This is a genomic window from Novosphingobium sp. 1529 (genome assembly GCF_040544855.1).
Lineage (GTDB): Bacteria > Pseudomonadota > Alphaproteobacteria > Sphingomonadales > Sphingomonadaceae > Novosphingobium > Novosphingobium capsulatum.
Genome location: NZ_JBEPKW010000003.1, coordinates 64,936 through 78,386, shown reverse-complemented (window position 1 = coordinate 78,386; position 13,451 = coordinate 64,936). Strand labels below are relative to the sequence as shown.

At 65.2% G+C, this 13,451-nt stretch carries 9 protein-coding genes; 1 reads left to right on the top strand and 8 read right to left on the bottom strand.

From position 1 onward, the window contains the following. Positions 1 to 54 precede the first annotated feature (54 nt). From atzF to ABIC78_RS08400, 8 genes are all read right to left on the bottom strand, one after another. Positions 55 to 1,830, bottom strand: coding sequence for an allophanate hydrolase (gene atzF / locus ABIC78_RS08435; RefSeq protein WP_354488934.1), 1,776 nt, complete (start codon positions 1,828 to 1,830; stop codon positions 55 to 57). Then, positions 1,827 to 5,426, bottom strand: a complete 3,600-nt coding sequence (uca, locus tag ABIC78_RS08430) for an urea carboxylase (protein WP_354488932.1) — start codon at positions 5,424 to 5,426, stop codon at positions 1,827 to 1,829. Before uca ends, atzF begins: the two co-directional genes overlap by 4 nt. Continuing rightward, positions 5,423 to 6,058, bottom strand: a complete 636-nt coding sequence (locus ABIC78_RS08425; protein WP_062783879.1) for an urea amidolyase associated protein UAAP2 — start codon at positions 6,056 to 6,058, stop codon at positions 5,423 to 5,425. Before ABIC78_RS08425 ends, uca begins: the two co-directional genes overlap by 4 nt. 19 nt (positions 6,059 to 6,077) lie before the next feature. Continuing rightward, positions 6,078 to 6,851 (bottom strand): urea amidolyase associated protein UAAP1, encoded by a 774-nt coding sequence (locus ABIC78_RS08420; protein ID WP_354489481.1) that lies wholly within the window; start codon positions 6,849 to 6,851, stop codon positions 6,078 to 6,080. A gap of 104 nt (positions 6,852 to 6,955) precedes the next feature. Continuing rightward, on the bottom strand, positions 6,956 to 7,435 hold the full coding sequence (locus ABIC78_RS08415) for a CopG family ribbon-helix-helix protein (protein WP_022677795.1): 480 nt from the start codon (positions 7,433 to 7,435) through the stop codon (positions 6,956 to 6,958). 16 nt (positions 7,436 to 7,451) lie between these two features. After that, positions 7,452 to 8,243 (bottom strand): ABC transporter ATP-binding protein, encoded by a 792-nt coding sequence (locus ABIC78_RS08410; RefSeq protein WP_354488930.1) that lies wholly within the window; start codon positions 8,241 to 8,243, stop codon positions 7,452 to 7,454. After that, positions 8,240 to 9,055, bottom strand: a complete 816-nt coding sequence (locus ABIC78_RS08405; protein WP_354488928.1) for an ABC transporter permease — start codon at positions 9,053 to 9,055, stop codon at positions 8,240 to 8,242. Before ABIC78_RS08405 ends, ABIC78_RS08410 begins: the two co-directional genes overlap by 4 nt. Positions 9,056 to 9,126: 71 nt before the next feature. Beyond that, positions 9,127 to 10,209 (bottom strand): putative urea ABC transporter substrate-binding protein, encoded by a 1,083-nt coding sequence (locus ABIC78_RS08400; RefSeq protein WP_354488926.1) that lies wholly within the window; start codon positions 10,207 to 10,209, stop codon positions 9,127 to 9,129. A gap of 800 nt (positions 10,210 to 11,009) precedes the next feature. Between ABIC78_RS08400 and ABIC78_RS08395 the strand changes: the two genes are divergently transcribed. Next, positions 11,010 to 13,415, top strand: a complete 2,406-nt coding sequence (locus ABIC78_RS08395) for a TonB-dependent receptor (RefSeq protein WP_502915670.1) — start codon at positions 11,010 to 11,012, stop codon at positions 13,413 to 13,415. Positions 13,416 to 13,451 lie beyond the last annotated feature (36 nt).

The following is a 13,451-nucleotide window of genomic DNA, read 5'->3' as shown; positions in this document are numbered from 1 at the left end:
CTCAAAGGAAGCGGGACCCCGGATCAAGCCCGGGGTGACGAAATATGATGGTGGTCAGGCCTTCTGCGCAATGAAGGCGCGCCAGCCACCGAGGTCGGTAATGTCTTGCGCGCCAGTGATCGCGCGTGGTTCGGCGACGAAGCCTTTGACGCTGCTGCCATCGGCCAGGGTCACCGTGCCGATCGCCAGCGGCGCGGGCACTTCGACGGTGAAGCTGCCGAACTCGGCCACGCCCAGTTCGTAGACTTCCACCGCAATCGCCGCGCCTTCGTCTCCGGCATGGATCAGCGCGGGCTTGGGCGGCACGCTGTCGGCCATGGCATAGAGGCGATAGCTGGGCGCGGTGGTGGTTGCTTCCACGAACGTGGCGTTGCGGCTGGTCAGCTGCCAGTGCAGCGGCATGTCCTTCAAATGAGCGCCAACCACGGCGAGTTTCACGGTCTGCATCTTGCCCTCCAGATCGAGCGGGGGTGGGGGTGGCAGCTGGGCCACGGAAAGATAGGCATCGGCCAGATCGAGCAGCGCGCGGTCGCTGTCGGCCGGGCCGATCAGCGTGATGCCAAAACCGGTGGCGTTGTGGCGCACCCCGGCCGGCACGGCGAGCGCAGCCATGTCCAGCAGATTGACGAAGTTGGTATAGGCGCCAAGGTTGCTGTTGAGCGCGATGGGCGCGGCCTGCAATTCGGCGACGCGATAGGCCGTGCCGGTGGTGGGGAACGCCAGTGCGTCGATCTCGTCCCACAGCTGGTCGGCATGGCGTTTCAATTCGGCCAGGCGATAGATGCCGTTGAACAGCTCGACCGCGCTTTTTTCCAGGCCGGGTTCGACCACGGCGCGCACGGTGGGATCGATCGCGCCGGGGTTGCTGGCCAGCAGCGGCGCCAGCGCGGCGGTGCGTTCCGCCACCCACGGCCCGCCATAGAGCAGAAGCGCCGCCTCTTGCAGCGGGGCATAATCGATTTCAACCAAGGTGCCGATTTCGGCCAGCTGGGCCAGCGCGCGATCATAGAAATATTCGGATTCCGCGTCACCAAACCACTGGCGCTGTGCGCGTTTGGGCACGCCGATCACGCGGCCGGCGATCGGCTTGTCGGCCAGCGATTTCGACCAGGGATCGGCGGCGTCATAGCCAGCGACAACATGATCGATCAGCCGGGCATCGGCGGTATCGCCGGTGAAAACCGAAATGCAATCGAGCGAGCGGCAGGCAGGCACCAGGCCAGATGTGGACCAGCGGCCCTTGCTGGGCTTCATGCCGATCAGATGGTTGAACGCGGCGGGCACGCGGCCCGATCCGGCGGTATCGGTGCCGAGCGCGAACGGTACCAAGCCAGCGGCCACCGCGATCGACGAGCCCGAACTGGACCCGCCCGAGACATAGGCCAGGTTGCTGGCATTGCGCGGAATGCCATAGGGGCTGCGCGTGCCAACCAGGCCGGTAGCAAACTGATCGAGGTTGGTCTTGCCGACGCAGATCGCGCCGGCCGCCTCAAGCCGCGCCACCACCGTAGCCGATCCTGACGGGCTATAGGCAAAGGCGGGGCAGGCGGCGGTGGTATCGAGCCCCGCCACGTCGATATTGTCTTTCACCGCAAAGGGCACGCCGGCCAGCGGCAGGTGTTCGCCCGCCGCCACGCGCGCATCGACGGCGCGGGCAGCGTCCAGCAGGGCGGCATCGGCCGGGCGGCTGATCCAGATCTGCGGCTGCACGGCATCATAGGCGGCAATGCGCGCCAGTGCCTGTTCCATCGCAGCGAGCGCTGTGGTTCGCCCGCTGCCAACCGCCTGGGCGAGGGCGGCGGCCGATAGGCGCGGCGCCGGCCCGCTCATGCCGCGTGCCGGCGCAGGGCGAGCATCGGCGCGCCGGGTTGCAGGGCCTGCTTCTCCTGCATGTAGAGCGCGGCGACCACGCCGCTGCCGGGGCTTTCCACCGCGCACTCCATCTTCATTGCCTCCAGCACGGCGATGGTATCGCCAGCCTTGACCTCGTCTCCTTCGGCGACGAGCAGCTTCCACACGCTGCCGCCAAAGGGCGCTTCCACCAGATCGGCGCCATCGGGCACGTCCACGCTGCCGGCCACGGGGGCATCGGCATCGGCCAGGTCCGTCACGCGGTCGAACTCGCCACGGCGCTGCCAATCGGCGCGTTCCGCGTCGAAAGCGGCCACGCGCTGGGCTTCGAACGCGGCGATTTCAGCGGCATTGTCGGCCAGGAACTGGCGGTAATCGGCGAGGCGAAACTCCGATGGCTCGATCTGGATCGACCGGCGCCCAGTGGGAAAGTCGCGGCGCCATTCCACCAGTTCATCGGCGCTCACCGGATAGAACCGGATCTGGTCGAAGAAGCGCAGCAGCCAGGGCTTGCCCTCGATAAAGGCGTCGGTCTGGCGGTGGGTGTTCCACACCTGGATGGTGCGGCCAAACAGCTGGTATCCGCCCGGCCCCTCCATGCCATAGATGCACATATAGGCGCCGCCGATGCCAACCACATTGGGCGGGGTCCAGGTGCGGGCGGGGTTGTACTTGGTGGTAACCAGGCGGTGGCGTGGATCGACCGGGGTGGCCACCGGCGCGCCCAGGTACACGTCACCCAGGCCCATGACGAGGTAGTTAGCCTCGAAGATCAGGTTCTCCACCGCGGCGGCATCGGGCAAGCCGTTGACGCGACGGATGAACTCGATGTTGTCGGGGCACCAAGGCGCATCGTCGCGCACCGCGCCCATGTACTTCTGGATGGTTTCCAGCGTGGCGGGGTCGCGCCAGCTCAACGGCAGGTGGACGATGCGCGAGGGGATGGTGAAATCTTCCAGATCGCCCAGGCGCTCCTCCGCCTCCACCAGCGCGGCGAGCATGGCCTGCTGATCGAGGCTTTGCCCGTCGAAATGGACCTGCAGTGAGCGGATGCCCGGCACAACGTCGATCACACCGGGCAACGCCATGCGTTCCAGCTCGGTCATCAAGGCATGCACGCGGATGCGCAACTCGATATCCAGCGTGATCGGGCCGTATTCGACCAGGATATTGCGATCACCCTGCTGGCGATAGACCGTGCGCGGGCGCGTGCCGTGCCCGGCGATCTCCGCCAGGATCGGCGAAAGCGTCTCGATCTCGCGCGCGGGGCGCGGCGCCGGCGGCGTGCCGTCTGCCACCAGCGCGCGTTGCGCCGCATCGGCGGCCTGCGCATCGGCGATGGACACGGGCACGAAGCGCAGGCGATCGCCCGGCACGAGTTGCCCGATCTTCCAGCGATCGGCCGCGATCACCACGAACGGGCAGACGAACCCGCCCAGCGACGGGCCATCGGGGCCAAGGATGATCGGCATGTCGCCGGTGAAATCCACCGCGCCGATGGCATAAGGATTGTCGTGGATATTCGAGGGATGCAGTCCGGCTTCGCCCCCATCGGCGCGCGCCCATTGCGGCTTGGGGCCGATCAGGCGCACCCCGGTGCGGTTGGAGTTGTAGTGCACCTGCCAATCGGCGCCGACCACCATGGCGATGTCTTCATCGGTGAAGAAATCGGGAGCGCCGTGCGGGCCATAGAGCACGCGCAGCGTCCATTCGCTGCCCATCGCGGGCAAAGCCACGGCGGGAAGTGGCGCAGCGGTTTCCTCGTCGCCCAGGTGCAGCACATCGCCCGCCACCAGGCGCCGCGCGGCATGGCCGCCGAACTGGCCCAGTTCGAACGTGGCGCGGCTGCCCAGGTAGGGCGCGATATCGAGACCACCGCCGATCAGCAGATAGCCGCGCATGCCGCCGCCCCGCGTGCGTCCGGTGGCCAGGGTTTGCCCCGCAGCCACGGCAATAACTTCGCCCAGCGGCACCGCCACGCCATCGAGCGTCGCGCCAAAATCGGCCCCGGTCAGGCAGATGCGCGCCGGCGCGGTGAACGCCAGGGTGGGCCCGGTGTGCGTCATTTCGAGGCCAGCCATGCCTTCGGGATTGCCGAGCAGGCGGTTGCCCAGGCGGAACGATTGATCGTCCATCGGCCCCGACGGCGGCACGCCCACGGCCCACAGATGCTGGCGGCCGGGCCAGTCCTGCACCGTGGTGGCCGTGCCGCCGGCGATCACGCGCAGGCTGGCGGGCACGAAGCTGATCGTGTCGAGCACGCGGGTGGAAACCTCGCCGCTGGTAAACGCGGGGCTCGCCACCACCTGGCGCAGCCAGCGCAGGTTGGTTTCGATGCCGTCGATGCGCGTGGCGGCCAGCGCCTGCTGCATCGCTGCCACCGCCGCCTCGCGCGTGGGGGCATGCACGATCAGCTTGGCCAGCATGGGATCGTACCATGCGCTCACTTCGGTGCCCGCGACCACCCAGGTTTCGGTGCGGATATCGGCGGGAAATTCCACCGCTGTCAGCGTGCCGGAGGTTGGTCGGTAGTCCAGCGCGGGATCCTCGGCATAGAGGCGCACTTGCACCGAATGGCCCGACGGCGTGGTGGGCGCGCTGTCCAGAAACGTGAAGTCACCCGCGCCGCCGCGCACCATCCATGCGACCAGGTCGATGCCCATAACCTCTTCGGTCACGCCGTGTTCGACCTGAAGCCGGGTGTTCATTTCCAGGAAAAAGAACTCCTTACGATCGGCATCGTAGAGAAATTCTACCGTCCCGGCCGAGCGGTAGCGCGCCGCCTCGCCCAGGCGGATGGCGGCGGCATAGAGATCGGCGCGGACGCTTTCGGGCAGCAGCGGCGCGGGGGCTTCCTCCACCACCTTCTGGTTGCGGCGTTGCAGCGAGCAATCGCGCTCCCCCAGGGCGACGATGCGCCCCGCGCCATCGCCAAAGATCTGCACTTCGACATGGCGGGCGCGGCGCACATAGCGTTCCAGGAACACGCCGGCGTCGCCGAAATTGCTCTGCCCCAGGCGCGCCACGGTGGCAAAGCCCTCGCGCACGTCGGCCTCGGTCTCGCACACGCGCATGCCGATGCCGCCACCGCCGGCCGTGGCCTTGAGCATGATGGGATAGCCGATGGCCGCCGCCGCCTCCACCGCTTCGTCCTCGCTGGTCAGCAGGTCGCTGCCCGGCGCCAGCGGCACGCCATGGGCCTTGGCCAGTTCGCGCGCGCTGTGCTTGAGGCCAAACGTGCGGATATTGTCGGGGGTGGGGCCGATGAAGACGATCCCCTCTGCCGCGCAGGCATCGGCAAATTCGACGTTTTCGGCCAGGAAGCCATAGCCGGGGTGGATCGCGCCGGCGCCGGTCTGCTTGGCCGCGGCGATGATCGCCGGGATATTGAGATAGCTTTCGCTGGCGCGTGCCGGGCCGATGCACACGGCCTCGTCCGCCAGGGCGACATGGGCCGATCCCTCGTCCGCCTCGGAATAGACCGCGACAGAGCGCAGGCCCATCTGGCGCAGGGTGCGGATGATCCGGGTGGCAATCGCCCCGCGATTGGCGATGAGGACGGTATCGAACATCATGCCGCCACGATCATGCGCACGGGGGTGGGATTGAACGCGTTGCACGGGTTGTTGATCTGCGGGCAATTGGACACGACGACCACCACGTCCATCTCGGCCTTGAGGTCCACCGTCAGGCCCGGCGCGGAAATCCCGTCGACGATGCCCAGCGCGCCATCGGCCTCCACCGGCACGTTCATGAAGAAGTTGATGTTCGACACGATGTCACGCTTGCCGCGCCCTTCCCACAGGTTGGCCTCCAGGAAGTTTTCGACACAGGCATGTTGCCACTTGGTATGATGACCATAACGCAAGGTGTTGGATTCACAGGAACAGGCCCCGCCAATCGTATCGTGATAGTCCACCGCGCTGGCCGCGATGGTCATCATCGGGCGCCCTTCGTTGGACAACAGCGTGGTGCCCGCGCGCAGGAACAGGTTGCCCTGCGCCGCCACGGTATCCTGCGCGGAATAGCGTTCGGCATCGTCGGCCGCGCTGTAGAGCAGGAAATCGACCGCCTGGTTGCCCTCCAGATCGACGATGCGCAGCGTCTGCCCCTTGGCGACATGATAGAGCCAGGGGGCGCGGGCGGGCACGATCTCGTCATGCACGATGGTTCCGGACAGGCCGGCGAGGTGGGTATCGGTTGACATCGCAATCCGTCCTTCGCGTTTAGCGGCGGAAATAGTCTTCGACATTGAGGAAGGCGCGCAGGCCTTCGGGTGTCGCGTTGCGGATGGGATCGTTGCCCAGCGTTGCCGGCCCGCGCCAGGCGGTGGCGCGCAGCGGGGTGACGCTGTATTCCGCGCGCGGATCAAGCACGTGGGGCACATTGGCAATGACCACGATCACGTCCATTTCGGCGCGCAGCAGCACCTGCCGGCCGGGCGCAAACGGGCCGACCAGCGGCGTGATCGTGCCGTCTTCCTCGATCCGTGTGCCCTTGAACAGATTGATGCAGGGATGCACGTCGCGCCGTGTCAGGCCATGCTTGGCTGCGCCGAGCAGGAACCGATCGCGCCCGTTGGGGCAGGCGCCGCTGTTGCGGCCCTCGCCATATTTGGCAGCATTGCTGGCCGCGTTCGATGTGCCGGCAAAGCAATCGTGCGTACCGGCTTCATCCTCCACGATGCTGAGCAGCACGCGGCCCATGTCCGACAGCAGGAGCTTGCCCGCGCCGAGATAGGCGTTCCACTGCACCTTGACCGTATCGGCCACGTTGAGCCGCTCGGTCGGCATGGCGGCGTTGAATACTTGCAGCCCGGCGCAGGCATCGCCGCGCGTATCGATCAGGCGCAGCCGCGTGCCGCGTGCCAGAACCCGCGTGGCATAGCCGCCGGCAGCGGTGGTTTCTTCCCACACCAGGTCTGCCGGATCGACCCCCTCGGGCAGATCATCAGCCTTGGGCGGCAGCACCGGCATGGTTTCCACCACCGTGCCGCCCATGCTGCGGGCATGATCGCGCGCGGCAAGCGGGTTGGCGAGGTTGCCTCCGGCGGCGGCCGGGGTTGCGGCCGGGGTTGGGGCCGGGGAAGGGGTGAGCGTATCGGTCATGCGGCCGCTCCATTGCTGGTGCTCTTGCCGTCGTCCTGAACATAGATCGGCGGCAGCAGGGCAGTGGTGGTGACAAGTTCAAGCTGTTGCACGCCGCGCACGCGGCGCAGCGCATCGGAAAGTTCTTTCAGCCGCACGGCCGGACCCTGAACGAGCAGGACTTCCAAGCTCTGGTCGTCTTCCAGGAACACGTGCTGGGCGGAAATCACCTCCTTGAGGTAATCGGCCTGGGTCTGCGCCAGCTGGTGGCGCACGCGGCCACGGTCACCGCGATAGACCATGGTGATCGTGCCGGCGAGCATCTCGTCCGGGCGGGTCAGCGCTTCGTGGTCGGCCAGGGCGTGGCGGATCAGCTCGGCAATCAGTTGCGAGCGCGAGGGCAACTGGCGCTCTTCCACCATCATGTCGAGCTTGCGGAACAGATCGGCCGGCAAGCTCATGCTGAGCCGCGCCAGGCTGGCGGGTTCGCTGCTCATGCGAGTTCCTCTCTTGTCATACGGCCACCTTTTGCGGCGGCGTCTTGTCTTCCGGCTCGGCGGTTTCGGCCGGCGCTTCGTCTTCGCGCGGGCGCAGCGGCAGGTCATAGACCACTGTGGCGCCATAGCGGTGCGGCGCGTGGGGATCGTGGCGCCGCTTGTCGAGCGCCAGCACGCGCGTGCCGAGCGAGAACGCCTCGCGGATGTCGTGGGTGACCATGATCACCGTCAGCGCGTGTTCGCGCCACAGACGGCGGATCAGCACGTGCATGTCGGCACGGATACCGGGATCGAGCGCGCCGAACGGCTCATCCAGCAAGAGGATGCGCGGCCGCTTGAGCAGGGCCTGGGCAATCGCCAGGCGCTGCTGCATCCCGCCCGACAGCTGCGCGGGATAGAGCTGCAGTGCATCGCCCAGGCCAACCGCCTCGAGCATGGCGACAGCTTCGTCCCGCGCGGCGCGGCGGGCGCTGCCAAACAGGCGCGCGAGCAGCGGCGCTTGCGCGCATTCCAGGCCGAACATGGTGTTCTGTAAGGCGGTGAGATGGGGGAACACCGAATAGCGCTGAAACACCACGCCGCGATCGGGGCCGCATTCGGGCGGCAGCACCGCGCCATCCAGGCTGATCGTTCCCTGGCTTGGCGCCTCTTGCCCCAGGACCAGGCGTAGCAGGCTGCTCTTGCCCGCGCCCGATGGCCCGACGATCGAGACGAAACTGCCGGCCGCCACATCGAGATTGATCTTTTCCAGGACGATCTTGTCCCCGAATTCGACCCAGATATCGCGAAGGGAAAGGAGCGCGGTCAATGGCTTGCTCCATGAGCCCAGGGAAACAGGCGGCGGCTGGCGAGGGACAGGGCAAAGTCCAGGGTAATCGCCAGAAGCGCGATCCATGCGACGTAGGGGATGATCACGTCCATCGCGAGGTAGCGCCGCACCAGGAAGATGCGATAGCCGAGGCCAGTATCGGCGGCGATCGCCTCGGCCGAGATGAGGAACACCCAGGCCGGCCCAAGCGCCAAGCGCACCGCCTGGATCAGGCGCGGCATGGCCTGGGGCAGGGCAACGCGGATCATGATCTGCCAGCTGCTGGCCCCCAGGGTCTGCGCCTTGATAATCTGTTCGCGCGGCAGGCTGGCGATATGATCGGTGATGTCGCGGATCATCGGCGGGGCGATGCCCACCACGATCAGCGCCACCTTGGCCGTTTCACCCAGGCCCAGCGCGATGAACAAGACCGGCAGCAGCGCGATCGGCGGGATCACCGCAATCGCGGTGACCAGTGGCCCCAGCGTGGCGCGCACCGGCGGCAACACGCCCAGCACCAGCCCGGCGACCAGCGCGCCCAGCGTGGCGATGCCCAGGCCCAGACCCAGCCGCTGAAGGCTGGCGAACGTGTCGGTCCAGAACAGGAAGTGGCCCGAAAGCGGATCGGCCTGAAACAGCAGGGCCGAAAGGCCGCGCGCCATGGCATCGGGCAGCGGCAGGATCTTGTCACTGGGGTTGAGCGCGTGGCGCTGCGCCGCCAAGACGAGATAGAGCACCAGCAGCGCCAGGATCGGGACCGCGCCAGCGATCATCCTGTCATTGCGGCGCATCTTGCGGTTGACCCAGCGCATCGCGTGAACCCCTTGGAAACAGACGGCAAGCCCCGGCAGCGTGCCGGGCCTGCCGGATTAGAACCGCCGGATCAGAGCTTGCCGGCGGCTGCCAGCTTCATGAAGCTGTCGTCAAAGCGCAGCGTGATATGGGCGGGATCGCCCAGCGTCTTGCCACCCGGAAAGGCCATGCCAACCGCGTCAGCCGAACTGGCGCCCTTGAACAGACCCTTGGAAAAGCTGAAATCGCGCACCCGCGTCATCGTCGTGACCAGCGCCGGGCTGTCTGCCGCGGCCACTGCTGCGGCGGGCTGGTCATAGAGGAACGTGGTGGTCAGCTGCTTGTCAAACACATCGGGCGTGGTCCCGGCGAGCTTGGCCATTGCGGCGCGCGCTTCCTTGCCCTGGGCATCCTGGCGCTTCATCAGCGCCATGGTTTCATACCAGATGCCGGCCAGTGCCTTGCCCAGCGCGGGATTGGCCTTGAGCGTGGCGGTATCCACCGCCATCAGATCGAGGATTTCGCCCGGAATCTGTGCCGAGGAAAACACTTCGTTGGCGCCAGGCTGCCCGCGCATGACCGACAGCTGCGGGTTCCAGGCCACTGCGGCCGGGGCATCGGGGCTGGAAAAGGCGCCCACGATATCAGCGTCTGACGTATTGATTGTCTTTACATCGCTGAGCGACAGGCCGGCCGATCCCAGGGCGCGGGCGAGCAGGTAGTGCGACACCGAGAGCTCGACCAGGTAGATCTGCTTACCCTTGAGGGCAGCAACCGAATTGGCACCTTTGAGCAGGACGCCATCGTTGCCGTTGGAATAGTCACCGACGATGATCGCGCTGGTATCCTTGCCCCCGGCGGCAGGGATGGTCAGCGCATCCATGTTGGTGACGGTAACACCATCAAACTTGCCGGCGTTATATTGGTTCACGGATTCGACATAGTCGTTCACCTGAACAATATTGATCTTGATGCCGTATTTGTCGGCCCATTTCTTGACGATACCAGCCTGCTGCGCATAGGGCCATGGCATCCAGCCAGCATAGATCGACCAGCCGATATTGAATTCGGTTTTCTTCGCGGCTCCGGCATCGGGTGCCGAGGAGCATGACGCCATCATCAGTGTGCTGGCCAGAAGTGCGATCTTACCCGCCGTGCCGATCATCTTCATCATGATTCGCGCCCCTTTCGCACTGCACCATGGTTGCAAAGCCCACCCTTGTCCATGGCAAAAATATTACCCATCGTCATTTTTGTAATAACACACGCCATGGGTGAGAAATGCAGCAGCGCGTTCTGGCATCGCCATGCTGGAAGCGACGCATACGCCGCCTATCCAGCGTTCATCGCGATATTCCGTGAACGGCATGCTGTGCAGCGATCACACTTTGACGCCAGATTGAGTCGCGAATCAAGCGGCAATTTTGGCCAGCAACGGCATCGCTGTGGGCCGCGCGTGTGCGGTGACGGTACCCCGCAATGCCGCAAGTGCGAGGAAAAATGGCGGGTTTCCTCGTATTTCCTGTGAGTGAATCATACTGAATGCCACGAAAATTATTACGCTTGACCGATTATGTAATATCGGTACCGTGGCAGGTGTCGATAGTTCAGGGCGACACAATAAATATACCAAGAGCGGGTCACCAGAGCCACGCCGCGTTGCGGTGCGGGCGATGGGTAATAGTGCGGATTTCAGGCCGGTTGCTGACTGCCGGAGCGACAGCAAGCGCTCCCACCCTGCCAGGGCCTGGCGCCGCGTTTTGATCCCGACCACTTTTGGCAAGGCAGGCGCAAGCGAGCCGGATGGGTTCGCTTGCCACGCAAATCTTGGTGCCAGGCCGGTTAGCGGTCGGCACTTGCCCGGCAAGCGGGCTGATCCCTGGGAGGGGATGTCACAGCACAGGCTTTTTGAGAACAAAGCGAGGGGCTGAAGTGACCAAGCGATCTTTCCGAACGAACCTGCTGGGCGCCACGATGCTGCTCATCCCGGCCTTGGCGCCGAATTCGGCCTACGCGCAGGCAGCCCCGCAACCGCAAGGCGAGCCAGCGGCCGATGCCGCGGCCGCGTCTGGCAGCGACGCCAACTACATCGTGGTGACGGCCACGCGGCGCGCCACCACCTTGCAGGATGCGCCGATCAACATCAGCGCGGTCAGCCCGCAGGAACTTGCCCGCCAGCGTATCGACGACGTGAAGTCGCTTGCCGCGTTCACGCCGGGCATGACCGTGGCCGATACCGGCCCGGGCTCCACCGGCAAGATCGTGCTGCGCGGCATCAACTCGGGCGATTCCAGCGTGGAAGGCGCCAGCGCCAACAGCGCGGTGGGTGTCTACCTGGGCGAAGTGCCGCTCTATCTCGATTTCAAGCTGCTCGATATCGACCACGTCGAAGTGCTGCAGGGCCCGCAGGGCACGCTCTATGGCCTGGGTACGCTGGCCGGCGCGGTGCGCTACATGCCCAACCGGCCCGATACCGACCACTACAGCGTCGATCTGCATGGCCGCTGGTTTGGCGAAAGCCACAGCAGCGAAGCCGGCGTGAATGCCGATGGCACGGTCAATATCCCGATCGTGAAAGACCACATCGCGCTGCGCAGCACCGTGGGGTATTACGACAACCCCGGTTTCATGGATTACAACTACCTGCTGCGCCAGCCCGGCGTGTCCAACCCGCAGCCGGTGCGCGGCACGACGGCGGCCGATGGCTCGTTTGGCACACCGGCGCAGCAGGCGGCGAACTTCTATTCCAAGAAGGATGTGAACTATGAACACACCTTCACCACGCGCAACCAGCTGCTGCTGGAAGCCAGCCCGGACTTCAAGGTCTATCTGACCTACGCCCACCAGATCACCAAGACGCAGGGCCGCCAGGCCAACGGCGCTGGCGTGCTGGGCACTGGCAAGTATGAAGCGCCCTGGCGCTATCTGGAACCGACCAACCGCACGTCGGACCTCTATTCGGCCGAGTTCAACGTCAACGTGTTCGACGTGGCCCAGCTGGTGGCGACCACGGCCTTTACCAACCAGAAGATCTATACCCAGCGCGACAACACCGACCTGCTGCTGGACCTGGACTATGGCTATGAAGCCTTTCCAGAGTTTTCGTCCTACAATCAGGCGACCTCGAAGTATCACCAGTTCAACGAGGAAGTGCGCCTGGTTTCGACCCATGGCGGCCCGTTCAGCTGGGTGATCGGCGGGTTCTACAACAACATGCGCTATGGTTCGCAGTATCGCGAATATGTGCCCGGTTATCCCGATTGGGCCGGCATCTATCGGCCCGACAACCTCGAATACATGTCGTTCGTCAACACCCGCACCAAGGAAAAGGCGGCCTATGGCGAAGGCACGTTCCACATCACCAAGGATTGGCAGGTTACCGGCGGCTTGCGCTACTTCAAGTATGACGCCTTTGCCGAGGGCGGCACGGATACGCCGCTGTTCAGCAAGTACACGCCCTATCCGCTGGTGGTCTTCGCCCCGCAGCGCATCAAGTCGGGCAGCACAGGCAAGGACGGCTTTGTCTGGAAGGCCAACACGTCTTACAAGTTCAGCCCCGATCTCATGGCCTATTTCACCTACAGCACGGGCTATCGTACCGGCAACGTGAACCGCGTGGCGCCATGCGTCCTGCCGCTTGATCCCAAGGTGCAGAACGTCTGCGCGCTGCCCAACGAGCTGGCCTATGGCCCGGACAAGACGCGCAACCGTGAACTGGGCCTGCGTGGGTCGCTGTTTGACCGCAAGTTCCAGTTTACGCTGAGCGGCTTCATCGTCACCTGGGCGGGCGTGCAGGTGCCGAGCCAGACGGTCAACGGCGCAGTGGGCATCACTGTCAACGGCAGCACCGCCGTGTCGAAGGGCATCGATTTCTCGGGACACCTCAAGATCACGCCGCAACTGACGATCGATGGCACCTATTCCTACAACGACGCGCACCTTACCGCCGATGCCCCGGGCATCGTGGTGAGCAGTGGGGTCAACTATGATGCCTTTGCCGGCGATCGTCTGCCGGGTTCGACCAAGCATTCGGGCAGCGTTGGGGCCACCTATACCTACCCGCTGACCGAGGGCCGCGATATCGAAGCGACCTGGGCGATGACCTATACCGGCGACATCTATTCCCGCGTCGGCCTGCGCGGCAATGGCGAAGTGATCCCGGCCTATACCACGCACCGCGCCTCGGTAACCTATCACAGCCCGATGTTCGACGTGGGCGTCTATGCCGACAATATCTTTGACAAGTATGCCGTGACGGCGGTGGAGAACGACACAAGTTCCTATAACCGCGCCCGCAGCGGCGTAGTGGAACGGTTCTATGCCTATGGCGTCCTGACGCCGCGCCGCGTCGGCCTGGAAATGACCTTCCACTACAAGTGAGGCGAAAAGCCCGCTTCCTGTTGCTGCGTGAATGGA

Coding starts and splice junctions, on each gene's coding strand:
- atzF (WP_354488934.1), bottom strand. CDS start 1,830: ATGAGCGGGCCGGCGCCGCGCCTATCGGCCGCCGCCCTCGCCCAGGCG.
- uca (WP_354488932.1), bottom strand. CDS start 5,426: ATGATGTTCGATACCGTCCTCATCGCCAATCGCGGGGCGATTGCCACC.
- ABIC78_RS08425 (WP_062783879.1), bottom strand. CDS start 6,058: ATGTCAACCGATACCCACCTCGCCGGCCTGTCCGGAACCATCGTGCAT.
- ABIC78_RS08420 (WP_354489481.1), bottom strand. CDS start 6,851: ATGGGCGGCACGGTGGTGGAAACCATGCCGGTGCTGCCGCCCAAGGCT.
- ABIC78_RS08415 (WP_022677795.1), bottom strand. CDS start 7,435: ATGAGCAGCGAACCCGCCAGCCTGGCGCGGCTCAGCATGAGCTTGCCG.
- ABIC78_RS08405 (WP_354488928.1), bottom strand. CDS start 9,055: ATGCGCTGGGTCAACCGCAAGATGCGCCGCAATGACAGGATGATCGCT.
- ABIC78_RS08400 (WP_354488926.1), bottom strand. CDS start 10,209: ATGATGAAGATGATCGGCACGGCGGGTAAGATCGCACTTCTGGCCAGC.
- ABIC78_RS08395 (WP_502915670.1), top strand. CDS start 11,010: ATGCTGCTCATCCCGGCCTTGGCGCCGAATTCGGCCTACGCGCAGGCA.